23 protein-coding genes and 1 pseudogene are annotated in these 25,367 nt (G+C 30.0%); 8 read left to right on the top strand and 16 right to left on the bottom strand.

The window, feature by feature from the left end:
- Positions 1–42 precede the first annotated feature (42 nt).
- Positions 43–1,503 carry a hypothetical protein gene (locus tag ELQ04_RS00345; protein ID WP_002933663.1) on the bottom strand — a complete coding sequence of 487 codons (1,461 nt, stop codon included), beginning with the start codon at positions 1,501–1,503 and terminating at the stop codon, positions 43–45.
- An 85-nt stretch (positions 1,504–1,588) separates the two neighbouring features.
- A complete protein-coding gene (guaA, locus tag ELQ04_RS00350; RefSeq protein ID WP_002937788.1) occupies positions 1,589–3,124 on the bottom strand; it encodes a glutamine-hydrolyzing GMP synthase in 1,536 nt (511 codons plus the stop codon).
- A gap of 138 nt (positions 3,125–3,262) precedes the next feature.
- On the opposite strand from guaA, the pseudogene ELQ04_RS00355 reads away from it, so the two are divergent.
- The 3 genes and pseudogenes from ELQ04_RS00355 to ELQ04_RS00365 all read left to right on the top strand — a co-directional run bounded on the left by ELQ04_RS00355 (position 3,263) and on the right by ELQ04_RS00365 (position 6,751).
- A pseudogene (locus ELQ04_RS00355) lies at positions 3,263–3,758 on the top strand (hypothetical protein).
- Complete coding sequence (gene uvrC / locus ELQ04_RS00360; RefSeq protein ID WP_002937791.1) at positions 3,751–5,553, top strand: excinuclease ABC subunit UvrC; 1,803 nt, start codon at positions 3,751–3,753, stop codon at positions 5,551–5,553. Before ELQ04_RS00355 ends, uvrC begins: the two are co-directional and overlap by 8 nt.
- 1 nt (position 5,554) lies before the next feature.
- Positions 5,555–6,751, top strand: coding sequence for a hypothetical protein (locus ELQ04_RS00365; protein ID WP_002937792.1), 1,197 nt, complete (start codon positions 5,555–5,557; stop codon positions 6,749–6,751).
- Here the strand turns inward: ELQ04_RS00365 and ELQ04_RS00370 are convergent.
- The 4 genes from ELQ04_RS00370 to ELQ04_RS00385 form a co-directional block, all read right to left on the bottom strand.
- Positions 6,748–7,650 carry a radical SAM protein gene (locus ELQ04_RS00370; protein WP_002894886.1) on the bottom strand — a complete coding sequence of 301 codons (903 nt, stop codon included), beginning with the start codon at positions 7,648–7,650 and terminating at the stop codon, positions 6,748–6,750. The genes ELQ04_RS00365 and ELQ04_RS00370 overlap by 4 nt on opposite strands.
- Positions 7,647–8,669 carry a uroporphyrinogen decarboxylase gene (hemE, locus tag ELQ04_RS00375; RefSeq protein WP_134224409.1) on the bottom strand — a complete coding sequence of 341 codons (1,023 nt, stop codon included), beginning with the start codon at positions 8,667–8,669 and terminating at the stop codon, positions 7,647–7,649. The genes ELQ04_RS00370 and hemE overlap by 4 nt, the downstream gene beginning before the upstream one ends.
- Positions 8,670–8,848: 179 nt before the next feature.
- A complete protein-coding gene (ciaC, locus tag ELQ04_RS00380) occupies positions 8,849–9,169 on the bottom strand; it encodes an invasion antigen CiaC (protein ID WP_134224410.1) in 321 nt (106 codons plus the stop codon).
- A 55-nt stretch (positions 9,170–9,224) separates the two neighbouring features.
- Positions 9,225–10,424 carry an MFS transporter gene (locus ELQ04_RS00385; RefSeq protein WP_044778036.1) on the bottom strand — a complete coding sequence of 400 codons (1,200 nt, stop codon included), beginning with the start codon at positions 10,422–10,424 and terminating at the stop codon, positions 9,225–9,227.
- 111 nt (positions 10,425–10,535) lie between these two features.
- Between ELQ04_RS00385 and ELQ04_RS00390 the strand changes: the two genes are divergently transcribed.
- Complete coding sequence (locus ELQ04_RS00390) at positions 10,536–11,150, top strand: hypothetical protein (RefSeq protein ID WP_002937795.1); 615 nt, start codon at positions 10,536–10,538, stop codon at positions 11,148–11,150.
- Here ELQ04_RS00390 and pdxA read toward each other — a convergent pair.
- Together pdxA and ELQ04_RS00400 are read right to left on the bottom strand one after the other, a co-directional pair.
- Entirely contained in the window at positions 11,128–12,222 is a 1,095-nt protein-coding gene (gene pdxA / locus ELQ04_RS00395) for a 4-hydroxythreonine-4-phosphate dehydrogenase (protein ID WP_134224411.1), read from the bottom strand. The genes ELQ04_RS00390 and pdxA overlap by 23 nt on opposite strands.
- A complete protein-coding gene (locus tag ELQ04_RS00400) occupies positions 12,219–12,992 on the bottom strand; it encodes a pyridoxine 5'-phosphate synthase (RefSeq protein ID WP_002937797.1) in 774 nt (257 codons plus the stop codon). Before ELQ04_RS00400 ends, pdxA begins: the two co-directional genes overlap by 4 nt.
- A gap of 55 nt (positions 12,993–13,047) precedes the next feature.
- On the opposite strand from ELQ04_RS00400, the gene ELQ04_RS00405 reads away from it, so the two are divergent.
- Positions 13,048–14,022 (top strand): exopolyphosphatase, encoded by a 975-nt coding sequence (locus ELQ04_RS00405; RefSeq protein WP_002903909.1) that lies wholly within the window; start codon positions 13,048–13,050, stop codon positions 14,020–14,022.
- Here ELQ04_RS00405 and ELQ04_RS00410 read toward each other — a convergent pair.
- From ELQ04_RS00410 to ELQ04_RS00445, 8 genes are read right to left on the bottom strand one after another with little or no spacing between them, the layout of a single operon-like run.
- On the bottom strand, positions 14,019–14,969 hold the full coding sequence (locus ELQ04_RS00410; RefSeq protein WP_002937799.1) for an SAM-dependent methyltransferase: 951 nt from the start codon (positions 14,967–14,969) through the stop codon (positions 14,019–14,021). The two genes, ELQ04_RS00405 and ELQ04_RS00410, sit on opposite strands and share 4 nt — an antisense overlap.
- Positions 14,966–15,787, bottom strand: coding sequence for a M23 family metallopeptidase (locus ELQ04_RS00415; protein ID WP_002894881.1), 822 nt, complete (start codon positions 15,785–15,787; stop codon positions 14,966–14,968). The genes ELQ04_RS00410 and ELQ04_RS00415 overlap by 4 nt, the downstream gene beginning before the upstream one ends.
- On the bottom strand, positions 15,784–17,778 hold the full coding sequence (gene glyS, locus ELQ04_RS00420) for a glycine--tRNA ligase subunit beta (RefSeq protein WP_002937804.1): 1,995 nt from the start codon (positions 17,776–17,778) through the stop codon (positions 15,784–15,786). Before glyS ends, ELQ04_RS00415 begins: the two co-directional genes overlap by 4 nt.
- Before the next feature lie 55 nt (positions 17,779–17,833).
- On the bottom strand, positions 17,834–18,454 hold the full coding sequence (locus ELQ04_RS00425; RefSeq protein WP_002937805.1) for an HAD family hydrolase: 621 nt from the start codon (positions 18,452–18,454) through the stop codon (positions 17,834–17,836).
- Positions 18,451–18,783: a hypothetical protein gene (locus ELQ04_RS00430; RefSeq protein WP_038814897.1), complete on the bottom strand. Its 333-nt coding sequence runs from the start codon at positions 18,781–18,783 to the stop codon at positions 18,451–18,453. The genes ELQ04_RS00425 and ELQ04_RS00430 overlap by 4 nt, the downstream gene beginning before the upstream one ends.
- Positions 18,784–18,794: 11 nt before the next feature.
- Positions 18,795–20,420 carry a cation:proton antiporter gene (locus tag ELQ04_RS00435; RefSeq protein ID WP_002937807.1) on the bottom strand — a complete coding sequence of 542 codons (1,626 nt, stop codon included), beginning with the start codon at positions 20,418–20,420 and terminating at the stop codon, positions 18,795–18,797.
- A 5-nt stretch (positions 20,421–20,425) separates the two neighbouring features.
- Complete coding sequence (gene hspR, locus ELQ04_RS00440) at positions 20,426–20,800, bottom strand: heat shock transcriptional regulator HspR (RefSeq protein WP_002861924.1); 375 nt, start codon at positions 20,798–20,800, stop codon at positions 20,426–20,428.
- 15 nt (positions 20,801–20,815) lie between these two features.
- On the bottom strand, positions 20,816–21,709 hold the full coding sequence (locus tag ELQ04_RS00445; protein ID WP_002937808.1) for a DnaJ family protein: 894 nt from the start codon (positions 21,707–21,709) through the stop codon (positions 20,816–20,818).
- Between the two features lie 199 nt (positions 21,710–21,908).
- Between ELQ04_RS00445 and htrA the strand changes: the two genes are divergently transcribed.
- From htrA to ELQ04_RS00460, 3 genes are all read left to right on the top strand, one after another.
- Positions 21,909–23,327 carry a serine protease HtrA gene (htrA, locus tag ELQ04_RS00450; protein WP_002937811.1) on the top strand — a complete coding sequence of 473 codons (1,419 nt, stop codon included), beginning with the start codon at positions 21,909–21,911 and terminating at the stop codon, positions 23,325–23,327.
- 75 nt (positions 23,328–23,402) lie between these two features.
- Positions 23,403–24,077: a response regulator transcription factor gene (locus ELQ04_RS00455; RefSeq protein WP_002777451.1), complete on the top strand. Its 675-nt coding sequence runs from the start codon at positions 23,403–23,405 to the stop codon at positions 24,075–24,077.
- Positions 24,074–25,321, top strand: a complete 1,248-nt coding sequence (locus ELQ04_RS00460; protein WP_002853920.1) for an ArsS family sensor histidine kinase — start codon at positions 24,074–24,076, stop codon at positions 25,319–25,321. The genes ELQ04_RS00455 and ELQ04_RS00460 overlap by 4 nt, the downstream gene beginning before the upstream one ends.
- Positions 25,322–25,367 lie beyond the last annotated feature (46 nt).

Genomic DNA, 25,367 nt, shown 5'->3' on the forward strand with positions numbered 1-25,367 from the left:
GGCAAGGAAATTATAACTTAATTTAGCTTAAATTTCTATGTCTTAAATCAGTTTAAATTTGGTTTTTCCTGATTTGTCAAAATGCTTTCCTTGTAAAATAATATCGGCAACATTTTCCCAAACATGTTTTTCATCAATATAGACTATATCAAAGGTGTTATCACGCATTAAAGACTGATAATTCACTTTTTTAGGTGCGTATTTTACTAAATAATACGGATTTTGTGAAAAGTTTTCAATTTTTAATTTGCATAATAAATCTAAATCCGATGTGACAACTAAAAATTTTTTTCTTTGTTCTTTTGTGATTTTTTGAATATACACTAAAAGTTTTTGATCAAAAGGATTTAGAGCGGATTTATTTAAGCGGCTTAAGTAATGTTCTGCAAAAGAAAGAGAACAGAAAGAATTTTCTATATTACTCATAGTAAAATAAGAATTTTTAACCCCTGATGATTTTAAAGATAAGTGCCAAATTTTAACATCCATTATGGTTGCGCATAGATTTAAACCTGTGACAATTTTTTTAAAGAGCTTTTCTCGTGAAAGTTTAAAAGCATTTTCGAAAATATTGTAATTTTTCTTATAAAAATCTTCCCTTATAGCATCAAGTCTTTTTAGTGTTGTTCTGTAGTATTCTGCTTCTTTTTGTAGTTTAGCTAATCTTTCTTGCCTTGCTTTAAGTTTTTCAGGGTCTGCATTGGCCGCATTGCTTTTAAGATTTATTTCAGATTGTAAAGTTTTCATTTGTGCTTCAAGCGAGGCTAGACGATTTTTTCTTGTATCTATGGTGGCTACTAAAGCTTGATAATGACACTGCAAAGATAAAAAAGTTTCGTTAAAAATTTTAGTGATATTTGGTTTTTGATCAGCTATCATTTGCTTGTATGAATTCTCTAAATGCATCATGATGCTTTTTAATGCGCTAAATTGGGTTTGGTCTATGCTATTATCCATAAAAATTAAAGTATCATAAGCTTTAAATAAAAATCTTTTAAGTATAAGATAATCAAGTATGCAAGGAATTTCCTTTTCATCTTGTAGATTGGCTTGAAGCGTTTCTACGGATAAAATTTCATGAGCAAAATATTTTTGTATAGCTTGAGGTATAGTAAAAGAAAGAGGAATTTTTTCTATAGTGTCAAAGTCTGTCGTTCTATAAAGTTCTGTTATATAAGCACTTCTTCTTGAGTTTTGTAAGTCTTCTAATTCATCATCATTATCAGTTTTCCAAAAATCATGCTCAGTGATAAAATCCCCTTCTTTAAATTCTTGAAATTTTGAAGGTTTTATACCTGTTATGGTTTTGCTTGTTTGAACGGGCTTGCCGTCTTCTGCTTTTTTTTCGCTAGAAAGAGTTCTAAATTCCACAAGCATACCAACACTTGGCATACTTTTTTTATCATTCCAAATTTGGCGATTGAAGTCAAAAAAGGTATTTGCTGAGTTTGTAACGGTTCCACGTCCTGTAGAATCCATATAAATAGCTATTTTTCCATGCATATTTCTTCCTTGAAATTTCTTGAATAAATTCTAGCCTTATTTTTATAAAAATTTTATAATAAAAATAAGAGCTAGAAAAAATGGATCATTCCCATTCTATGGTTGCAGGTGGTTTGCTTGAGATATCATAAACAACGCGGTTTATACCTTCTACTTCATTGATGATACGGCGACTTATGTTTTCTAAAACTTCGTAAGGTAAATGTGAAAAGGTAGCCGTCATACCATCACTTGCATCTACAACGCGTATACAAACTGCATTATCATAAGTGCGGTTATCCCCCATAACCCCAACGCTTTTAACATTTAAAAGCACGCAAAATGCTTGCCAAGTTTTATCATACCAACCTGTACTTTTAAGTTCTTCGAGTAAAATTACATCAGCCTTGCGCAATAGTTCTAAGCTAGGGCGATTTACTTCTCCCATAATGCGTATAGCAAGCCCTGGCCCAGGGAAAGGATGGCGATAAACCACTTCTTTGCTAAGTCCAAGCTCAAGCCCTAAAGCACGCACTTCATCTTTAAAAATTTCTTTTAAAGGCTCTATGAGTTTAAGATTCATTTTTTCAGGTAAGCCCCCTACATTATGATGGCTTTTAATGGTTTTGCTTGCACCTACAACAGAACTTTCTATGATATCAGTATAAAGTGTGCCTTGAGCGAGATATTTTACATCTTTATGTTTTTTTGCTTCTTCTTCAAAAACTTCTATAAAGGTATTTCCTATGATTTTTCTTTTTTGCTCAGGATCTCTAACATTAGCCAAGCGACTTAGGAAAATTTCACTTGCATCAATGCTGATAAGATCGATACCTAAGGTATTTTTAAACATAAATTCAACTTGTTCTTTTTCTCCGCTTCTTAAAAGTCCATTATCTACAAAAACTACTATAACTTGTTCTTTTATAGCACTAGCTAAAAGTGCAGCAACTACACTACTATCTACTCCGCCACTTACTGCACAAAGCACTTTATCATTGCCTACTTCTTCACGGATTTTTTCTGCTTGAGTTTTTGCAAAAGAACCCATATTCCAAACGCTTTCACAATTACAAGCGTATTTAGCAAAATTTTTTAAGATATTTTTGCCAAATTCACTGTGTTGCACTTCTGGGTGAAATTGCAGAGCAAAAAATTTCTTATCTTCGTTGCCAAAAACACAAAAAGGGCTATTTTCACTTGTGGCTAAAACTTCAAAACCTTGAGGTAAATTTTCTACCTTATCAGAATGACTCATCCAAACAGTTTGTTTTTTTGGAAGATTTTTAAATAAAGCGCTATCTTTTTTAACTTCTATGTTTGCTTTGCCGTATTCTTTATGTCCTGCAGGTGCTACTGTAGCTTTGTAATGATGTGCCATAAGCTGCATACCATAACAAATTCCAAGAATAGGTAAACCTAAGTCAAATATACCTTTATCGCAAAAATACGCATCAGTTGCATATACGCTTGCTGGACCTCCGCTTAAAATAATACCTTTTGGTTCTTTCGCCTTAATATCAGCTAAGCTCACATTAAAAGGTAAAATTTCTGCATAAACCCCTTGTTCCCTTAAGCGTCTTGCTATAAGCTGAGTGTATTGAGAGCCAAAGTCCAAAACTAAAATATCTGCTTTTTTCATTATTTACCACCTATGTAATTGTTCGTATTTTTTAATGGTTTTTACCGAACCATTTTGTTCATAGCTTGTGTATTGAGGGTTGCCTTTATATCCGCAAGCACAGAAGAAAATTAAGAAAAGAAATGCTAAAATCATCTTATGGGAAAAAGAAATAATATTAAGATGACTAAAAACGCTAGTGCTGTTATTAATGAATTGATGGATAAACCTCATTATAAGCCTTTAAAAACCTTATTTTTTTGCAAAGATTTTTTAAGTTCTTTTCCGCCTGCTAAGCAACGTTTGATTGCTAAAATTTATGTAAAAAATCATATTTTAAATATAATAACCTTACATCCAGCAGCTTATCAAGAATTAAATCATGATGATAGCAAAATTTATATTAAATTTCTCATAAAAGCGTATGGACAAAAATATCCTTTAAGTGGATTTGTTGATATAAAAGATATAAAAATCTTTTCTCAAAAATACACTTATGCAGTAAATAAAAACAAAAATGATGAAAAACTCTCTAAAAATTCTTATTTGGAGCTTTCTAAGGGTGAATTTAAAAATTGCTTTGAAGATGAAAAATTATTTAAGAAATTTGAAGATTTAAGAGAGCTTATAAAAAAAAGGTTCTAATCTTGACTAAAGAGAATTTAGAAAATGAGTTAAAAACTCTTCCTAATAGTGCTGGAGTGTATCAATACTTCAATCAAGAAGGAAAGCTTTTATATGTAGGCAAGGCTAAAAATCTTAAAAATCGTGTCAAATCTTATTTCGCTTTTACTCCAAATTTACATGCAAACCCAAGAAATTCTTTAAGAATTCAAAAAATGATTGAAGAAACAGTGCATTTGGAATTTATCACTACTAATTCAGAAGCCGATGCTTTGATTTTAGAAAATTCTTTTATCAAACAACTGCATCCAAAATATAATATTTTACTAAGAGATGATAAAACTTATCCTTATATTTATGTGGATTTTGAAGAAGAATTTCCACGCTTTGAGATCACTAGAAAATTAGTAAAAAAAAGCAAAATTAAATATTTTGGTCCTTTTTTTAAAGGCGCTAGAGAGCTTTTAGATGCGCTTTATTTATACTATCCTTTAAAGCAAAAAGCAAGTTGTAAATCCCCTTGTATTTTTTATCAAATTTCTCGTTGTCTTGCACCTTGTGATAAACGCATCAGCAGGGAAAAATACCTTGAAATTTTAGATGAGGCTATGCACGCGCTTTTAAATCCTAGTATTTTGCTTAAAAACTTAGAAAAACAAATGCTTATTTTAGCGCAAAATGAAAATTACGAAGAAGCAGCTAAAGTAAGAGATCAGATTGCAACGATTAAGGATTTAGAAGTTAAGGTTGAAATAGATATTGCAAAATTAGAAGATTTTGAAGTATTTGCTTTAGCTTTTGAAAATTCCATGCTTTCAACCTTGCGTTTTGTAGTGCAAAATGGAAAAATTATCAGTGTAAATTCTAAGATTACTCCTATAAAAAATGATATACAATGGGATAAAAATGAAATTTATAAGCAACTGATTTTAGAAAATTTTAGCATGGATATTCCTTTGCTTGCAAATGTTATTTATGTTTATGAAGAATTTGAAGATAGAATGCTTTTAGAAGAAATTTTAAGCCAAAGGTTTGATAAAAAAATCAGTATTAAAATCCCTAAAATAGGAGAAAAAAGAAGAATTTGTGATTTGGCTTTTCAAAATGCCCTTTTAAATATAGAAAAAGAGCAAAAAAATCATGATTTTACTATACAAAAAGAATTAAAGTCTTATTTTGAGCTTGAAAATTTACCAAATGATATAGAAATTTTTGATAATTCTCATTTGCAAGGCGTGGCAAATGTTGGAGCTATGGTAACTTATAGTGCAAATTCTTGGGATAAGTCAAAATATCGCAAATTTCATTTAAAACATAAAAATGATTATGATCAAATGCGTGAAGTTTTAATGCGTAGGGCTTTGGACTTTGATAAAATACCCCCTCCTGATTTATGGCTTATAGATGGAGGCAAGGCTTTGCTTGATTTGGCTAAAGAAATCATTGTAAGTAGTGGGGCAAATGTCGATATTTTAGCTATTTCAAAAGAAAAAATCGATGCAAAAGCACATAGGGCTAAAGGAGGTGCTAGAGATAAAATTCATTCCTTAAAAGGAGAATTTAGCCTAAGTATTAACGATAAAAAACTACAATTCTTACAGAAATTAAGAGATGAAGCGCATCGTTTTGCTATCAGCTTTCATCAAAATACTAAGAAAAAACAGGACTTGAATAGTTCTAAGCTTGTAAATTTAGGACTTAGTTCAGGGGTTATACAAAAACTTTTAGCGTATTATGGAAATTTTGAATCTATATATAAGGCTGATTTTAAAGATCTTGCAATGCTTGTAGGCAAGAAAGTGGCACAAAAGATAAAGGAAAATTGATTTGATATTAGCAGGGATAATTTTTATTTTTAATCTAATTTTAGCGTATTTAAGTATTGATATCTCAAAGCTTGATAGTGTTGCTGAACAACTGAAAATAGGTATGTTTTCTAGCATTTTTGTTTTATCTTTAACACTTTTTATTTTTGCTTTTAGACAAAATAGAAATATAAACAAAATATATCAAAAAATTTTTTACATGCAAAATGATTTTTTAAATTTTCAAAAAAAGATTGATGTTGATAGCGTGCTTGATTTGTTAAAGGAAAAATTTGAAACTACGGGTCAAAATTTAACTAAAACATCCCATGAAAAAGATAGATATTTGCATTTATTGGAGGAAAATTTATATCAGCTTGGAAATATATCCAATGCAATGCGTTGCTTAAATGAAGGGTATAATAAAGAAATTAATTCTTTGATTTTAAATGCCTTAAATTCTCAAAAAGATCAAATTAGATTAGAATTAAATGAGGCTTTAGAGCATCATAAAAGCATTATAGGGACATCTCATGGAAAGGTTTTGCAATTTGAAGCAAGTGTGGCTATAGTTAATAATGATGAGCTTGAGAATTTTTTACTTGCAAATTTACTTTCGTATTTTGGCATAGAAAGCACTTGTTTTAAAAATTTAAGTTTTGATGTTAATGACTTTCATTTGATTTTTATTAAGGATAAAATTTTAAATGAAAATGTAAAGAAAAACTATGATTTTATAGTGATGGGTCGCCATAAAAATACACATTATGAGTATTTTTTAACTTTACCTTTTGAAAAAAAAGATCTTGAAAATATTTTGCAAAACAAGCTTGATAAGGTTTGCACTTTAAAATTTAAAACCCCTTATCAAAATAATGTATTGCTTTTTAAACAAAATGATTTTGATGCAACCTTATTTTTTAATATAATAGAAAAACAATGCGATAAAAATGTATGTATAAATTCTTTTAGTCAATTAAAACAAGAATTAAGCAAGGAGACTTATCGTTTGATTTTGCTTGATTATGAATTAATTAAATTTGATCTTGAACAAATGAGAAATTTGTTAAGTGCTTATAAAAAACAGCATCCACAAAGCCATATCATCTTTTTTTCAAAGGAAAAAGTTAGGGATTTTGATTGTGTAAGTGAAGTTTTAAGTGATGTAAGTAGAAATGATCTTATAACTTTACTTAGAAAGTATTTACCAAAGGCCTAAGCTTTATAAAATTTAACTCCAGCTAAATCGAGAATTTTTACCTTTTTTTCTTTGATAAGTTGATTTAAGAGAGTTTTGGATTGTTCATCAAATTTCACTTCAATGTCTATTTCGCTTTGTGAGCGCAAATGAAGCATTTTTAATAATTCTTCTTCATTGAAGCTTAGTTTTTCACCTTCATAATGTCTTTTGGCTAAGAGTACAGGAGTAGAATCTATAAGTTTAGAAAGTTCTAAAAGTTTTTCTTCGCTTACTTTTTTAACGGCATAAGCAGGAGGTCTATCTATGGTGCTTAGATCAACCCTTAAAGGCATGATTTTTTTTAAAGCTTGATTAAGTGCTTCAAATTCTTCTTCGTTGTCGTTAAGATCTTTAACAACTAGAATTTCCATAATCAAATCTCCGTTAAATCTAGCTCTAAAATCTGCCATTTTTTCTATCATTTTTTCTAAATCTATGTTTTTTAAAGCTCTATCAATACGATAAAAAGTTTTAGCAACTGCACTATCTAGGCTAAATTTGACCACATCTAGTTTTAGCAAAGCATTAAATTTGTCTTCGTCTAATACAGCTGTGCCATTGCTTAAAATAAGCAATTTTTTATCTTTAGCAATGCTGCGTAAAGATAAAATAAGCTCATTTAAATGAGGATAAAGACTAGGCTCTCCGTTGGCAGTAAGGGTAAGAAAATCAAATTCAACATTTTTTTCAAGCATAGCTTTAACTTCAGAGATAATTTTATCTATGCTGATAATTTCATCTTGTTTTTCTTGGGCTTTTTTTGGATCAAGCTCGCAGTAAACACAATCAAAATTGCATTGTTTTTTACTAGGGCTTAAATCTATACCCAAAGATCTTCCAAAACGCCTAGAGCTAACAGGACCAAAGAGTATTTTCATTTAGCTGAACTTTCTTGTACAAGCTTGATAAAATATTTTGCATTTTCAACAGGAATATCAGGCAAGATCCCATGTCCTAAGTTGAAAATATGAGCTTTATTTTGCATGGTTTTTAGTATTTTTTCCACTCCTTCTTTGATGGCATTTTTATCATAAAGTCTGCAAGGCTCCATGTTGCCTTGAAGAGTGTATTTGTGTGATAGTTTATCACGTGCTAAATCAAGCGGGGTGCTCCAATCAACCCCAAAAACATCAAAATTACCATCGATTCTATCCAAATAACCGCTAATGCCTTTAGGGAATAAAATTACAGGTATATTTGGGTATTTGTTTTTAATAAAATTTGAAATTTCAAGCATATAATTAAAAGAGAATTCAAAAAACTTATCATATTCTAAAGCACTTGCCCAGCTATCAAAAATTTGTATAGCATTAGCACCTGCTTTAATTTGCTCTTCTAAATAAAGTTTTAAAACTTGAGTTAGTTTATTTAGAATTTTATGTAAAAGTTCTGGGTTTTGATAAAGCATTTTTTTACACTTTGCATAATTTTTACTTCCACTTCCTTCTATCATATAGGTAGCTATAGTCCAAGGGCTTCCGCAAAATCCTATTAAAGCCTTGTTTTGAGATAATTTTTCTCTTGTAAGCTTTAAGGCATCATAGACATAATTTAATTTTTTATGTGCATTTTGATCGTCAAGTTTTTCTAAGTCTTCTAGGGTTGAAATAGAATTATCAAAAATAGGCCCTTCTCCTTTTTCAAAACGTAAATTCATACCCATTTCAAGAGGAACAACTAAGATATCTGAAAAAATGATTGCTGCATCTACATCTAAAATATCAATAGGCTGTAAAGAAACTTCAGAAGCTTTTTTATAGTCTTTGCATAAAGAGAGAAAATCACCCGCTTGTTTTCTTGCTTCCATATATTCTGGCAAATATCTTCCTGCTTGACGCATCATCCAAATAGGGGTGTAGGGTGTAGGTTTTTTAAAGCAAGCATCAATAAAAATCATTATTTTCCTTTGTTTTTAGCAAAATTATAACAGAATTTGATAAATTAAATTGGTCAATTTTTCTATATTTTCTTCATATGGAGGAAATAATAAATTTTTTCATTTTATCCAGAGTTATGAGAAATTTTACGAGAATTATTGGAATTCTCGTTTGTGTAGTTTGAGTTTTGATTTGTATATTAAGCCTTTGTATTGTTTGTGACATTTCCTGCGTCAATTGTAGCAAAAAGCTTATTTAGCAAAGTCTCCTCATTTTTTTTGTATTGATCTTCTCTCATTTTTTGCCAAGCATAAGATCTAAAATCTTCTCTAACAGCACCAAGATCAATGTCCTCATTAGTAAATTTGCTTGAGCTTGTTTTTTCTTCTTCCTTTTCTTCTTTGTTTTTTACTTCATTTAATGTGGCTTGAAATTCATCTGCTGAAGTATTTTTCTCTTTAACCTTTGTTGTGGTGCTAAAAATAGCATTTGATGTTTTTTGAGTATTATCTACTACCATTTTCTCCCCCTTTATTTAACTTTACATTAAACAAACAAGCAATTTCTATTCCAATTTATATCTTTTTTAAACTTTTTCTTTGAAATTTTTTATAATTTAATTTATCTTTGGCAAAAAGTAAGGCAAAAATCAAAGCAGGGCTTACAAAAAGTGCCGAAAATAAAGCATTAAATTCTATACCCAATCCTGCTAAAACAATCCCACCTAAAAAACTTGCTAAGGCTATGCCTACATTAAAAGCTGCTTCATTCACACTTACTGTGCTGTCTATGACTTTATAAGTATGGCGTTTAGCTTTAGCAATGCTAAGCATTTTTAGCGCCGGTATAGTGGAAAAGGCAAAAAATCCTATCAAAGCTACGCTAAAAATGATTAAAATTTTAGAATGCATGGTGAGAAATACGCTTAAAAATACTAGAACTTGTATGCTTAAAATAAGACGCAAGGAAAAAATAGCACCTTTTTTATCTACTATTTTTCCGCCCCATAAATTCCCACAAATTGCACAAATTCCATATAAAAGCAAGATATAAGCTGTATCTTGGACTTTAAAACCGCTTATTTCTACAAGTAATTTTTGCAAATAAGTGTAAAGAACGAATTGAGCCCCACAACTACAAATGGTTATAGTATAAGTTTTTAACAAATTTTGATGCGAAAAAGCAGGGATTAGATTTTTAAGACTGGTTGGACTAGGATGTAAATTTTTGGGCATCATATGCCATACCCCAAAAAATGCTAGGCTTGTAATGATAAAAATAAGTAAAAAGATAAATTTAAAGCCAAAATAATGTCCTATAAAAGTTCCAAGTGGTGCTCCAGTAACTAAGGCTACGGTAAGTCCTGTGACCATTATAGCTAGAGCACTTGATTTTTTATCATTAGGTACTATAGCACTTACAGCTAAGGTAGCAATGACAAAAAACACCCCATGCTGTGTTCCTGCTACAAAACGTGCAAACGCTGTAAGATAGAAATTTTGGCTAAAAAAGATAATGAAATTTGCTAAAGCAAAAATTCCAAGATTGATTAAAAGTTGTGTATGTCTGTGAAAACGACTTAAAGGTATAGTAATAAGAGGAGCGCCTATAACAACACCTATAGCATATAAGGTTGTAAGATAGCCCGCAGTTTTTGCATCTACGCTAAAATACGCTTCAACATCAACCAAAACTCCTGCCATGACAAATTCGGTTACACCCATACAAAAAGCACTAAGAGCTAGTGCAAAAAGAGCTTTTTTGTAATTTTGCATTTTAATTTCCTTATAAAAATAAAAACGCATTATAATAAAATAAAGGCTTAATTTCCTTAAAAAAATCAAAATATTTTTGTTAAAATAAAATAAAAATTTTAAAGGTAAATAATGAAAAAAATTATTTTATTGCTCGGTTTAAGTTTGGTGAGTTTAGGGGCTTTGAGTTTTGATGAGCTTATTTATAAAGATGAGGTAAAACCTAGTTTTGATTGTTCTAAGGTGAAAGATGATGGTAAAAGTGATGATGAGCTTATGATATGCAATGAAATTGGCGTGCGTAATGAATTTGAGAATAAAAAACTTGCTTTAGTAGATAACATTTATAGTAGTTTGTATCAAAATATTTCAAAAAAAGCAGATAAAAAGACAAAAAAAGATTTTAAAGCTATTTCAAAAAAGATGATTAAAGAAAGAAAAATTTGTATAAAAAATATGCAAAACACAAAAGCAGGGGAAAATCCTATTTTACCTTTACTCAATGCAAGTGATTGCATGCAAGAAGCTTATGCTAAAGCTTTATTAGAGCTTACGCAAAGAGCAAAAAAAGATATAAAGACTAAAGAAGTTTTAGAGCAAATTTTTAAAAATAAAGTTGATAAATATGAAAATTTACTCACTCAAAGTTTAAATACCAATAAAGATTTGCAAGATTTTATAGACAGCTTGGCTAAAGAAGATTTGATTGATTCTAGGGGTAAATTTAAGCTTTGGAATTTAAATTGATTGCAAAATTAGCCGCTTCAAAATAACTTTTAGTGTTGATTTTAGCATTTTTATAGGCCTTATCAAAGGCCGTGCCATGATCAACGCTAACGCGTATGATGGGTAAATTTAAACTCACATTGATGCTTTTATCAAAATACAAGGCCTTTAAAGGAGCAAGAGCAAGATCGTGATACATAGCCACTAAACGATTGCAGTTTTTTAAACCAGCCTTAGTAAAAGCAGTATCAGCTACTAAAGGATAGGGTAGATAAACACCCTTGCCTTTAAAATTTAAAAGCAATTCTTTTTGCAAATTTTCATCTTTTAAGGCTTTTTTGAAAAATTTTTCATCTTTTTTAGAGTGTAAAAAGGCATTAACAAAGGCTATAGCTTTTTCCATGATCTTTTCTTCTTCTCCACCTATAACTCCATAATCTCCAGCGTGAGGATTAAACCCCAAAAGTCCCATTTTTTTAAAATGCGTTTCTTTGTAAAAATCTTTTAAAAAGATACTTAAATTTCTAAAAGTGATTTTTTTACTCACCTTAGCTAAAGGTATATGTTCGCTAAAAAGCCCTACAAAAAGTTCTTTGCAACCTAACATCATAATGGCATTTTTTTTAAAAAAATCCCTTAAAGCATCGGTGTGTCCTTTGTATTTAAGTCCTACATCTTCCCAAGCTTTTTTGTGTATAGGCAGAGTAAGCAAGGCATGGGCGTGTTTTTCATAGACAAAATAACTTGCCGCCTTAAAGCTTAAAAAACTATAAAGTCCACTTTTTGCATCTATTTCTCCGGCTTGGATTTCAAAATTTTCATCCACTTTAAAGCCTAAAGGAAGGCAAAAAGAGTAAATTTCAAGAGAATTTTCTTTTTTTATAAAATTAAACTCATAGTCTTTGTCATCTTTAAAAGCTACAATTTTTGCATTAAAAAGTTTTAAATTTAAAAGTTTTGAAGCTTTATCAAGCAAGTTTTCGTGGATAAAATAAAAAGGTGTGCAGATTTTGCTTAGTTCTTCATGAGAACGCACTAAAATTTCAAGTCCTATGCCGTTTATATCGCCTATGCTAATGGCTAGTTTTTTCATCTTTTAATAAGTTCTTTCATTTCTAAAATAGCGTTTTGAAGTCCTGTAAATACAGATCTTGCTACAATGCTTTGTCCTATATTTAGCTCACAAATTTCTTTAATTTTTACTATGGATTTTACATTTTTGTAATTTAAACCATGTCCCGCAGCCACTTTTAAACCAAGTTCTACGCCTTTTTTGGCACAGAGTTTTAAATTTTGTAATTCTTTTTCAAATTGAGTTTGCAGGGTTTTTTTATCTTGATCAAGTTCTTTTAAAGCAAAAGCAGTATGAGAGATATTGCTAAAAAGTGCATTGTGTAAATTTGCATAATGTCCTGTATGAAGCTCTATAAATTGGGCTTTTAAATTTTTTGATTTTTCTATATCTTCTAAACTAGGATTGATAAAAAGTGAAACTTCAATGTTTGCATTTTGAAGTTTTTCTATGCTTTGTTTTAATTTAGCATGATTTAAACAAAGTCCCCCTTCTGTAGTAAGCTCTTCTCTTTTTTCAGGCACTAAAGTAACGCGGTGGGGTTTGAGTTTAAGAGCTAAATTTAAAATTTCATCATTTAAAGCACATTCTAAATTGATAGGGCTTTTGCAAAATTTTATGATATTTTCCAAGTCAAAATCCTGAGCATGACGGCGATCTTCTCTTACATGCAAAGTGATTTGATCTGCGTATTTAGCTGCTATAAAAGCAGCCTCTAAAAGATCAGGATCATTTACCATTCTAGCTTGTCTTAACACTGCGATATGATCGATATTTACACCTAAAAGCATATTTTTCCTTTAGAACTTTTTTGCTATTATACTATAAAATCAAACAAGGAAAGTCATGTTAGGTATAGATCTTGGTTCGAATACTTTAAGAGCAGTACAAATGGATGAAAAATTAAATAAATTAAAAGAATATGAATTTGTTATTGGGGCAGCGAAAAATCTAAATCAAAGTGGAGAAATTTCGAAAGAAGCCATACAAAGATTAAAAAATGCTTTGAGTATTTTAGCTAAAGAGCAAGATTTAAGCAAAGCAAGAGCTGTAGCGACTGCAGCTTTTAGAAAGGCAAGTAATACAAATGAAATTTTTGCTCATTTAAAAGAAGAATTTGGGATTGATTTTAAGCTTATAGATGCCAAAAGTGAAGCTAAGATTAGTGTTTTAGGTATGCAATCAGGTTTAAGAAGGCTTAAAATTTGGGGAGAGTTTGCGTATTGTGATTTAGGAGGGGCTTCTTGTGAGCTTTCTTTTAGAAAAAGTTTTAAAAGTTTTGATTTTGGTATTATTAGTTTTTATGAAAAAAATTGCCATTCTTATTATAAATCTTGTATTTCTTATAAAAAATTGATAAAAAAATATCCTAAATTTATCATCAATATTAAAGATAAAAAACTTAAAATTCATTTTTTAATTGCAAATCCCTATTTAAAGCATTTAGCTTTTATGGCTTTTGATGAGGTGGCTATGATTAAAAAGGAACTTCGTTCTTTAGGGGCTAAAACGGTGGTTTTAAATTCCGGAGTTCCTACTACACTTAGCGCATTAAAACAAAATATAAGCTATGAAAAGTATGAAACAACTAGAGTAAATGGTAAAAAACTTTGCCATAAGGATTTTTTAAATTATGCTATTAAACTTTTTCATATGGAAGAAAAAAAGGCTATAAAAGAAGTAGGTATGATGAGAAAAAATTATTTGAGTGCAGGTTGTTTATTGTTTTATGCTTTGTTTGATAAACATAAACTTCTAGTCATTGATGAGGGTTTAAGAGAGGGGGTTTGTTTAGCGAGTATGAAAAATATAAAATTTTAGTTTTTTTGAAATTCGAAAAAATGAAATTTTTCATCAAAATTAAAAAATAAAATTTTAGCTTGAGATAAAAAACTTTCATAGGTTTTAATGTTTTTATTTTTTGTGTATTCTAATAAATCTTCAAAACCAAAATCCATTAAAGCAAGACTTTGTTTTTTAAAAGCTAAAGGTTTAAAATCATATTCTTTGATGAGTTTTTGAAGATGAGTAAAATTGACATTATAAGTTAGATCGCTTTTGCCGAAAAAATCTTTTAAAGATACTTCAAAAGGGCTAAAAACTTCGTGCTTTTGATAGATTCTTAAGCTAAAATTTTGTGGATTCAAAGTTCCATAGTCAAATCCCGCAAATATAAATCTCTCGCAAGCTTGATCTAAATCTTTAAAAAAATTTTCAAGCTCTAAACTGAGTTCGCCTTTTTTAAGATTTAAAGTTTTGCATTTTGTGATCAAATTTTCATCCATATTTTTAAAAATAAGTTTAAAATTTTCTACAAATGCCATTTTATCATGATCTATAAGTTCACAAGTAAAACTATCAAAAAGTTCATTGCAAAAGAAAAAAGCGTTCTTAAAATGGCATTCTTTAAGACTATTTTTGTGAGTAAATTCCACTCCTTCTAAAGTCTTTTTTTGTAATGTTCTTAATTTTTCATGTGGTTCTATGATGAAAAAAGAAATTTGAGAAAAAATTTCAGGTCTTAATTCAAGCAAAGCGGCTAAAAAATCACGACTTAAATAGCCTTCATTAGCGCCTATTTCTACAAGTTCTAGTGGAGGTTTGAGAATTTTTTCATCTATTAAATTTAAAAAATGCTTGGCTAAAAGTGTGCCAAAAAGATTTCCTACACTCACAGCAGTAAAAAAATCTCCGTTTTTTCCTATACTTACAGCATTTTTATAATAGCTTTCATGTAGCCAAGCATGGAAAAAGTCACTAAATTTCATTGAAAAATAGCATTAAATTTAGATACAAAATCCAAAGGATCGACTTGTTTGCCTCCAGCTAAAATTCCAAAATGCAAATGCGGCCCACTTACCCTACCACTAGCTCCGCTAAGTCCTATAAGCTCACCTTTTTTTATCTTTTGTCCTACTTTAACATCGATTTTAGAAAGATGATAGTATTGTGAATAAATTCCAAAACCATGATCAATGACTACCGAATTTCCTGCAAAATAACGATCTTTTGCGATTTTTACTATACCTGAATTGGCTGCATAAATAGGTGTTCCTGTAGCGGCTCTAAAGTCCGTTCCGCTATGATAACTTGCTACTTTTTCATTAAAAGTTCTTGCTTTGCCAAAATCACTTGTGATAAAAGAATTTAAAGGTATATTAAAAGCACCGTTAAATAAAGCTTTTGGAGTATAAGAGCTATAAATCGCATTGGCTTCTTTTAATTCTTTAGCGATGCGTTCTTTTACGGTTTTTGGCGGAAAAATCTTTTTGTTTTCAACTTGCAATTTTTCACTTTTATAATTACCTTCTAAAGTTTTTATGAAAATTTCTTCTTTTTTATCTTTATAAAATGCGATAAGTTTGGTGTTTTGCGGGGGATTTTTGTAAGGTAAGGAAAAAATAGCTAGAATTTTTTCTTGATTTTTAGGATGTGCAAAGGTGGGAATATTTTTATCATTATTTTTTAAAGATAAAAAATCTTTCTTATCTAGTTCCAAAAATAAAGCTTGACCTTTGATGAGTTCTAAATTTTGAGCTCCAAAAAGCCAAAGAGTAAGGCTTAAAAGAATCCATAAGGCTTTCATAAGCTTAACTCTTTAAGATCGGCAATTTTTAAAAACTCCGCATAAATTTCATAAACCAAAGCTTGGCGATTGTTTTTAAGTTTTTCATCTTCAGCATTAATCATCACTTGATTAAAAAACTCATCGATAAAAGGCTTGAGCGCAAAAAGATTTTCAAGTTTTTCTTGTAAAGAGTTGGCTTTAGTTTTTTCTTGAAAAGCTTTGTAAAGTTTGCTTTCTGCTTCTTGAACAAAAAGACTTTCATCAACTTTATGAGGATTTTTAGTGGCGATATTGGCTAGTCTTTTAAAGGTTGCAAAATTTTCATTAAAATTATCTTTTTTGCTAAGTTTTATAAGAGCATTTACGCTTTGATTGATATGGATAAGATCTGTATTTTGTGAGCTTAAAACCGCTTTTACAAAAGAAGCATTGACCGTATAAAAAGTATAAAGTCTTTCAAAAATAAAATCTTTTAAAATTTGCATATCAAAGCTTTTATAATGACTTGAAAGTTTTTCTAATAAAATTTGGATATCAAATTCTTTATTTAAATTTAAAGCGATTTTAATGATCCCATTGGCAGCTCTTCTTAAGGCATAAGGATCCTTTGTTCCGCTTGGAATTTTTCCTATGCTAAAAAGTCCTATAAGGGTATCAAGCTTGTTTGCAAGGGCTACTATGCTTGAAAATTCCGTGCTTGGAAGTGGAGCTTGTTCTGAATTAGGAAGATATTGTTCTTTTATAGCTAGGCAAATTTCATAATCTAAACCCATTTTTTGCGCATAATAACTTCCCATAATGCCTTGTAAATCAGTAAATTCATAAACCATTTGTGTGGCTAAGTCTGCTTTGGCGTATTTTAGTGCTGTGCTGATATTTTCGATTTTATCATTATGAAGCATTTGACATAAAATTTCAGCAATTTTAATCTCTCTTAAACTTTTATCTTGCATTGTGCCTAAACCTTCAAGATAGGTCATTTTCGCAAGTTTTTCAGGTTTTAAGCCACTTTGTAAATCATTTTGATAAAAAAACATTGCATCGCTAAGTCTTGCACGCAAAACTCTTTCATTTCCATGTATGATTTTTGAATAATCTTTACATACTGCATTGCTTACTACTATAAAATGATTACTTAAGCCTTTATCATTAAAAACTGCAAAATAGCGTTGATTTTCTCTCATTGAAGTGATGATGACTTCGCTAGGAATTTCTAAAAATTCTTCTTCAAAGCTTCCTAAAAGTGCATTAGGATATTCTGTGATAGCAACTACTTCAGCTAAAAGTTCTTCATCCTCTCCAATTTGTATATTTTTTTGACTTTCTATGAGTTTAAATTGCTCAAGTATTTTTTCTTTTCTTTTGATTGGATCAAGGATGATATAGTTTTTTTCTAGTAGTTCAAAATATTCTTTTGCATTGTTAAAATCTTGCAAATCATAACTTACACTTCTGTGAATGAAAGTTTTTTTAGCACTTTTCACCCCATAACTTTGAAAATTAACAAGTTCATCATTTAAAATGCAAGCTATAGAACGGATCGCACGGATGAATTCAAAAGAATTTGCGCCCCAGCGCATACTTTTACCAAAACTAAGACTTTTTAGAAATTTTTCTACCATTTCTCCTAAAATTTCTTGACTTTGCAAACCTTTAATAGCTTTTTGATGGTATAAAACTTCTTTGCCTTTGATTTCTTTAAAAGCGAGTTCATTTTCACTGATCCCTGCTTTTTGTAGAAAGCTTTGTCCCGCAGGAGTTAAAACTCCATCTTTATAGGCGACATTTTTAGGTGCTCCTATAAATTCAGCAAAGCTATCTTCTTGTTTGTCTGCAAAATTTTCATGAAAAAAAACTAAACGACGCGGAGTATAATAAAATTTAAAATCACTTACCAAGCAGTATTCTTCTAAAACATTTTTCCATTTTTTTTCTATATTAGCTAATTCTTTTAGCAAAGGAATAGCAGGTAATTCTTCTGTGCCAATTTCTATTAATAATTCACTCATAATTTACTCTTTTTAAAATTTATTTCTAATTTTAACTAAAATTTCATTAAAAAACTTATAAATACTTTTGCAAAAAGCCTTTAAGCTCACTAGCGTTGCTAAATTCATTTTCTTTTAAATCTTTTTGATACCATTTGGCATGAAAATAAGGCAAATTAGCATTTTTAGCACATTCTTTATCTTTTTGACTATCCCCTATAAAAACGCTTGTTTTATATGGAGCCTCGCTTTTTAAAAGCTCTAGCATCATAGGATGAGGTTTGGGTTCCATGCCTAAACTTACGCCTAAAATTTTATCAAAATAAGGAATGATTTGATGTTTTTTAAGTATGATTGAAAGTGAGCTTTGCGGGGCGTTAGTAGCAATAGCTAAAAAACAATTTTTGCTTTTTAAAAATTCTAAAAGTTCTTTCACCCCTTCAAAAAGTACCACGCTTTGTTCATAGTGTTTGACAAAATATTTTTCATAGCCTTCTTTAAAACTAGAATGATGGAAATTTTCTATATTATAAAGTTCTTTTGCCCAGTCAATATTGGGAGTATTGATGGTTTGCATAATGATTTCTCTTGAAAGTGGGGTTAGGTTTAAATCCCGCCTTATTTCATTAACTGCACAAGAAATGGCATTTGCACTATCGATTAAAGTTCCATCCATATCAAAAAATACATTAATCATTCATAATCCTTTAAATAGTTTTTGTGTTTTTCTTTTTTCTCACCTTGTTTTTTTTGCTTATCTAAAGCATTGGCAAGATTTAAAAGTTCGCTTTTTTCTTTGGAAAAATCTAAACAAGCATTGACAAAAAATTCAAGATTTTTTGCGTAAGTTGAGTTAAGATTTACCGTGGGATTTTTTTCAAAAAATTTAGCATTTTTTAACATTCTTTCTTCAAATTTAGTTTTATCAAAATCTTCTTTTTTAAGTGCAGATATAGCGCCATTGAAAAATTTTTCAAGATTTCTTAGGTATTTTACGCGTAAGGCTTTTTCTTCATTTTTTGTCAAAATTCTTTTCCTTAGGTATTTTTATGAATGCGGCATTCTAGTGCTTCTTGAACTAAATTTCTAGCGATTACTTTTTCAGAGCGAATGATGCGTATATTTTCATCTATGCTAGAAAAAAGCATCTTTTTCAAAGTTCCATTTACATGAATGATAGTATCTATAGGTTTTGGATAATTAGCTAGCACTTGACATAAAATTTCAAGTTTAGCTTCATTTGTAACTGTGATAATAGCTACGGCACATTCTTCTATATTGGCAATTTTTAAGGTTTCTTCTTGAGCAGCATTGGCAAAAACGACATTTTCACCCCGACTAACTCCAAGTTCTACTAAATTTAAATCACTTTCTAAAACAAGATAAGGTACGCCTGTGTTTTTGATTTTTTGTACGACTTCTTGACCTAAACGTCCGTAGCCAAAAACAACAAGATGATTTTTAAGCTTGATATTGCTGTCAATATTTTGCACAGCGTTGGTATTAAGTGCTATATCTTCTACAACATTGGTAATTTTTCTTATATTGTTTAAAATAAAAGGCGTGATAATCATGGTTAAAATAGAAACAACAATTAAAATTTGTGAAGTTTTGATATCAAGCATATTTTTTGCTTGTAAAAGAGAAAAAATTGCTAGGGCGAATTCGCCAATTTGCGCTATGGCAAAAGCTGTTTTAAGCGCTACTCTTTTTTTGGTGTAAAGAAATAAAAAGCCAAAAACTATGCCAAATTTTAAAGCCATTACAAGAAGGGTTAAAACTATGATTAAAAACCAATTTTGCGCCACTACATCAAGTTGAATTTGCATGCCTACAGTTATGAAAAAAAGCCCTAAAAGCAAATCTCTAAATGGGATCAAGTCTGCTTCTATTTTGTGTTTATATTTTGTTTCTGCTATCAAAGCACCTGCTATAAAAGCACCCAAGGAATAAGAAAATCCAAAATAATTTGCTAAAAAACTTGCTCCAATAACCATAAATAAAACAGTACTAATAAAAATTTCCTGAGAAGAAGTGTGGATAATGAGTCTAAAAATTCTATCCACTAGATATTTACCTATGAAAAATAATAAAGTGATTAAAATAAGTGCTGAAATTAAAGTGGTAAAAAGGAGTTTTTCTATGTTTTGATTGTTGGATGAAAAAATATCTACAAGCAAAAGCAAAGGAATAACGGCTATATCTTGAAAAAGCAAAATTCCCAATGCTTTTCTGCCATATTGCTCATTTATATCGCCATTATCATTTAAAATTTTAAGCACCACTGCGGTTGAAGAAAGTGCTAGTGCAAAGCCTGCTATGGTAGCGCTTTTATCTCCAAGTCCTAAAATTCCTATAGCAAGTAGCATAAAAACAAAGCCACAAGTAAGCATCTGCAAAGAGCCGTTTAAAAAAACTTCTTGTTTCATTGCCATTAAATGCTTAAAAGAAAATTCAAGCCCTATGGTAAACATTAAAAACACTATACCAAATTCGGCTATATGGGTGATTTCGCCTTTGCCACTTAAATGATAAATTTCAGAAATGATTTCTCCAGCAGCTATATATCCAATAATAGTTGGAATTTCAAATTTTTTAAATATGACATTTAAAACTATAGCTATAGCAACGGTGATTAAAAAAATTTCTAAAAAATTATCCATTATTTTTATTTTTTCTCATAAAAAATCAAATCAAAGCTATTTTTATGCTTGACAACGGCTTTACTAGCCGCTTCTTTGTCTTGTTGTTTGCTTAATTCTAAGCGTAGTTCATCAATTAAATTTTCAAATTCGTGAAGTTGGTTTTTCAATTTTAAGATAACATCTACTCCAGCAAGATTGATTCCCATGTCTCTTGTTAAACGCAATATAAGTTTAATACGGTCAATATCCCTTTGAGAATAAAGTCTTATTTTGCCATCGGTTCTACTTGGCTCTATCAATCCTTCTCTTTCGTATTGCCTTAAGGTTTGTGGATGTATGCTTAAAACTTTAGCCACAACACTGATTAAATATACAGGTTCATCATAATGGTGTTCCATATTTTATTCCTTTCTTTAAGGTAATTTTTCTTTTAAGAGTTCTATAAATTTTTCATCAAGAGTATCTAAATTTGGCAAAACAACATTTAAAATCAAATACATATCCCCATAAATATCACTTTTTCTATTTTGCACTCCATAACCTTTTAAACGAATTTTTTGGTTATTTTTTGAATTAGGCGTTATGTTAATTGTCGCTTCCTCCTTGCCTTCTTTGAGTGTTTTTATATTTATTTTTCCACCAAAAAGTGCAGTTTTTAAAGAAATATCAACTTTTTGATATAAATCATCATCTTCTCTTGTGTAAATAGGACTTTCTTCTATTTTTACAATAATGATTAAATCCCCGCGTGTTCCATTGCGTCCTTGCTTTCCTTTGGAGCGAATTCTAAGTTTTTCTCCTTCTTTGATACCGTGTGGAATTTTAAATTTAATGGTTTCGCCTTGAAAATTAAAACTATGTTCCCCGCCTTTAACAGCTTTTTCGAAAGGAATGTGAAGCTCTAGATTGCTGTCTAAATTTTCTTCTTCAAAACCTCCAAATCCTCCAAAACCACTGCTAAAGCCTTTTGAAGAAAAGCCGTTAAAACCCCCTCTTGAGCGTCCACCAAAGCCTCCTCCAAAGAGATCTTTTAAAATATCGTCTAAATTTACCCCACCAGTATTTCTTGAAAAATCATGAAAACTTTGTCCACCAAACATAGAGTCGCCGTATTGGTCATACTGAGCTCGTTTTTTTTCGTCACTTAAAATTTCATAAGCAGCATTAATTTCTTTAAATTTTTCTTCCGCGCCTTTTTCTTTGTTGATATCAGGATGATATTTTCTAGCTAGGCGACGGTAAGCTTTTTTTATTTCATCTGCACTAGCATTTTTGCTAACTCCAAGAGTTTCGTATAAACTATTCATGTTATATTTCCTTAAAAATTTTTACTTGATTATATAAAGGATTAAATTATAACATAAACTTTAGCCTAAGTCAATCAAGTTTTATAAATTTTTATCACTCAAGGTTTTATTTACAATTTTGTAAATTTTCGGTTTTATACTATGAAGACAGTAAAATATTTTACGAGATAATTTATCTTTAAGAACAAAAGGAAATGAAATGAAAAAGATTTTTTTATCATTAAGTTTAGCAAGTGCTTTATTTGCTGCAAGTATTAATTTTAACGAATCGACTACAACGGCTAATCGTGTGAATCCTGCTGCTGGAAATGCAGTGCTTTCTTATCATGATTCTATTAAAGATGCAAAAAAATCAGTGGTTAATATTTCCACCTCAAAAACTATTACAAGAGCAAATCGTCCAAGCCCTTTGGATGATTTTTTTAATGATCCTTATTTTAAACAATTTTTTGATTTTGATTTTCCTCAAAGAAAAGGAAAAAATGATAAAGAAGTGGTGAGTTCTTTGGGATCAGGGGTGATTATTTCAAAAGATGGTTATATAGTGACAAATAATCACGTTGTAGATGATGCTGATACGATTACAGTGAATTTACCAGGAAGCGATACAGAATATAAAGCAAAACTTATAGGTAAAGATCCAAAAACAGATTTGGCTGTTATAAAAATAGAGGCCAATAATCTTTCAGCTATTACTTTTACAAATTCTGATGATTTAATGGAAGGAGATGTTGTTTTTGCACTTGGAAATCCTTTTGGAGTCGGTTTTAGTGTTACAAGTGGGATAATATCTGCTTTAAACAAAGACAATATAGGTTTAAATCAATATGAAAATTTTATACAAACAGATGCTTCTATCAATCCAGGAAATTCAGGTGGAGCTTTGGTGGATAGTCGTGGATATTTGGTAGGTATTAATTCAGCTATTCTTTCTCGTGGCGGTGGAAATAACGGCATAGGTTTTGCTATACCTTCAAATATGGTTAAAGATATAGCTAAAAAACTTATTGAAAAAGGCAAGATTGATAGAGGATTTTTAGGTGTGACTATTTCAGCTTTGCAAGGTGATACTAAAAAAGCTTACAAAAATCAAGAAGGAGCTTTAATTACTGATGTTCAAAAAGGTTCAAGTGCTGATGAAGCAGGGCTTAAGCGCGGAGATTTAGTTACTAAAGTTAATGATAAGATTATAAAAAGTCCTATTGATCTTAAAAATTATATAGGAACTTTAGAGATTGGTCAAAAAATTTCATTAAGTTACGAAAGAGATGGAGAAAATAAGCAAGCAAGTTTTACTCTTAAAGGTGAAAAAGAAAATCCTAAAGGCGTACAAAGTGATTTGATTGATGGTTTGAGTTTGAGAAATTTAGATCCAAGACTTAAGGATCGTTTGCAAATTCCAAAAGATGTTAATGGCGTTTTGGTTGATAGTGTTAAAGAAAAGAGCAAAGGAAAAAATTCTGGTTTCCAAGAGGGTGATATTATCATAGGTGTTGGACAAAGTGAAATTAAAAATTTAAAAGATTTAGAACAAGCTTTAAAACAAATTAATAAAAAAGAATTTACCAAAGTTTGGGTATATCGCAATGGTTTTGCGACTTTACTTGTGCTTAAATAAAAATAACGGAAGGATTTTCCTTTCGTTATAAATTTTAGTTTAAAATTAAAGTTAAGTTTAAAATAAAGGAAAACTATGACAAATATTCTTATGATAGAAGATGATTTAGAATTAGCAGAAATTACAGCTGAATATTTGGAAAAATTTGATATGAAAGTTGATATAGCTCATGAGCCTTATATAGGTCTTTCTAAGCTTGCATTAAAAGAATATCAGCTTATCATTTTAGACCTTTCTTTGCCAGGGCTTGATGGGCTTGAAGTGTGTGAAGAGATTCGTAAAAAATATGATACGCCTATTATTATTTCAAGTGCAAGACATGATATTACAGATAAGGTTAATGCTTTAGAGCTTGGAGCAGATGATTACCTACCAAAACCTTATAATCCAAAAGAATTACAAGCACGTATTAAAAGTCATTTAAGACGTATTTCAAATACAAAAAGTGCTATAGCAAAAAGTGTAAAAGATCTTGTTTATGATCAATATAAGCATATTATTACCATGAAAGGACAAGAGCTTACTTTAACTAATGCTGAATTTGATATTTTAAGCTATTTGATTAAAAAAGAGGGTGGAGTGGTAAGTCGTGAAGAGCTTGTTTATAATTGTTCTTCTATTAGCGAGGATTCTAGCAATAAAAGTATAGATGTTATTATCAGTAGAATTCGTCAAAAGATGGGAGATGATCCAAAAACTCCAAAATATATTCACTCTATACGTGGAATAGGTTATAAGCTTACTCAATGAATAAATCTTCGATTTTTTATACTATAACTTTTATTTTTATTTTTGCTGGGGTTAGTGTTATACTTGGCTTTTTGTGGCTTATAGAATACGATCAGCAAAATTATACTAGAGAATTAAACACCAAATATTCTTTGATAGCTAATGCAAGGCTCTTAAATTTTGCAGGAGTTATCAGTGAAAAAGAATTTGAAGAGCAGACAAAAAATTATAACAAAATGGATGAGATAACAGAAGCAAAGCAGATCCGTAAAATTCTTTTTAGAGGTGATGTTTTAGCTAGGGTTGAGGTTAATAATGGCTTAATCGAGATTATTTCTTATAATAGACAAGTATATTTAAATATTATTTATGATGGAAAGGTTTATCTTTATAAGGATCAAGACTATCAAACTTATAGGTATTTTATTATCAAAGCTATAGCTGTAGCTGTGATTTGTATTCTTGTATTGCTTTATATTTATATATTTAAAAAATTAAAACCACTTAAAAGACTTAAAAAACAAATTGATAAATTTGCCCAAGGAAAGCTTAATGATATAGAAGATGTAAGCACTGGGGTGGATGAAATTTCACAAGTAAGTGAAGCTTTTTATCAAGCCATTGTTCAAATTCGAAAGTTAAACCAATCTCGTCAGTTTTTTTTAAGAAATATTATGCATGAACTCAAAACTCCTATTACTAAAGGGCTCTTAACGTTAGAAATGATAGAAGATAATAAATATAAAGAGCGCTTAAATGGGGTTTTTACTAGACTTGAAATTTTAATTAATGAATTTGCTGCTATTGAGCAAATTACTTCAGGGGCTGCTTTTATAAATAGAAAAAAATACAATATTTTAGATGTTTTAGATGAAGCTAAAGAAATTGCAATGCGAGATGATAGCAATATACGTATTTTTATGGAAGAAAGTTTTTTTGTAAATGTGGATTTTAAACTTTTTACTACAGCGATTAAAAATATGATAGATAATGGTATTAAACATTCTGAAGATGGGTTTGTGCAAATTGATATTATAGATGATTATATTTGTTTTAAAAATCGTGGTCCTGAGCTTAACAATACTTTAGAATACTATACTCAAGCTTTTACTCAAGGATCAAAACAAAAATCAAGTTTTGGATTAGGGCTTTATATTGTAAATACTATTTTAGAAACACATGGAATGAAGCTTGATTATTTATATGAAGATGGGGTAAATTTGTTTTATTTTAGAAATTTAAAAAGTGTTATTGTTAAGGAGTAAATTAATTTTTTACATAAAAAATGCATTTTTGTGTAAAAACCCTTGA

Source organism: Campylobacter sp. CH278 (assembly GCF_004378845.1).
Classification (GTDB): Bacteria; Campylobacterota; Campylobacteria; order Campylobacterales; family Campylobacteraceae; genus Campylobacter_D; species Campylobacter_D jejuni.

Bases quoted from the DNA above. Each gene is read 5' to 3' on its own strand.
- ELQ04_RS00345 (WP_002933663.1), bottom strand. From the start codon at position 1,503: ATGCATGGAAAAATAGCTATTTATATGGATTCTACAGGACGTGGAACC.
- guaA (WP_002937788.1), bottom strand. From the start codon at position 3,124: ATGAAAAAAGCAGATATTTTAGTTTTGGACTTTGGCTCTCAATACACT.
- ELQ04_RS00370 (WP_002894886.1), bottom strand. From the start codon at position 7,650: ATGAAAATACTCTTTGGTCCTGTTAGCTCTAGGCGTTTTGGAAGATCT.
- hemE (WP_134224409.1), bottom strand. From the start codon at position 8,669: ATGATTTTTATTGATGCTTGCTTTAAAAAACCTACACCCTACACCCCT.
- ciaC (WP_134224410.1), bottom strand. From the start codon at position 9,169: ATGGTAGTAGATAATACTCAAAAAACATCAAATGCTATTTTTAGCACC.
- ELQ04_RS00385 (WP_044778036.1), bottom strand. From the start codon at position 10,424: ATGCAAAATTACAAAAAAGCTCTTTTTGCACTAGCTCTTAGTGCTTTT.
- ELQ04_RS00390 (WP_002937795.1), top strand. From the start codon at position 10,536: ATGAAAAAAATTATTTTATTGCTCGGTTTAAGTTTGGTGAGTTTAGGG.
- pdxA (WP_134224411.1), bottom strand. From the start codon at position 12,222: ATGAAAAAACTAGCCATTAGCATAGGCGATATAAACGGCATAGGACTT.
- ELQ04_RS00400 (WP_002937797.1), bottom strand. From the start codon at position 12,992: ATGCTTTTAGGTGTAAATATCGATCATATCGCAGTGTTAAGACAAGCT.
- ELQ04_RS00405 (WP_002903909.1), top strand. From the start codon at position 13,048: ATGTTAGGTATAGATCTTGGTTCGAATACTTTAAGAGCAGTACAAATG.
- ELQ04_RS00410 (WP_002937799.1), bottom strand. From the start codon at position 14,969: ATGAAATTTAGTGACTTTTTCCATGCTTGGCTACATGAAAGCTATTAT.
- ELQ04_RS00415 (WP_002894881.1), bottom strand. From the start codon at position 15,787: ATGAAAGCCTTATGGATTCTTTTAAGCCTTACTCTTTGGCTTTTTGGA.
- glyS (WP_002937804.1), bottom strand. From the start codon at position 17,778: ATGAGTGAATTATTAATAGAAATTGGCACAGAAGAATTACCTGCTATT.
- ELQ04_RS00425 (WP_002937805.1), bottom strand. From the start codon at position 18,454: ATGATTAATGTATTTTTTGATATGGATGGAACTTTAATCGATAGTGCA.
- ELQ04_RS00435 (WP_002937807.1), bottom strand. From the start codon at position 20,420: ATGGATAATTTTTTAGAAATTTTTTTAATCACCGTTGCTATAGCTATA.
- hspR (WP_002861924.1), bottom strand. From the start codon at position 20,800: ATGGAACACCATTATGATGAACCTGTATATTTAATCAGTGTTGTGGCT.
- ELQ04_RS00445 (WP_002937808.1), bottom strand. From the start codon at position 21,709: ATGAATAGTTTATACGAAACTCTTGGAGTTAGCAAAAATGCTAGTGCA.
- htrA (WP_002937811.1), top strand. From the start codon at position 21,909: ATGAAAAAGATTTTTTTATCATTAAGTTTAGCAAGTGCTTTATTTGCT.
- ELQ04_RS00455 (WP_002777451.1), top strand. From the start codon at position 23,403: ATGACAAATATTCTTATGATAGAAGATGATTTAGAATTAGCAGAAATT.
- ELQ04_RS00460 (WP_002853920.1), top strand. From the start codon at position 24,074: ATGAATAAATCTTCGATTTTTTATACTATAACTTTTATTTTTATTTTT.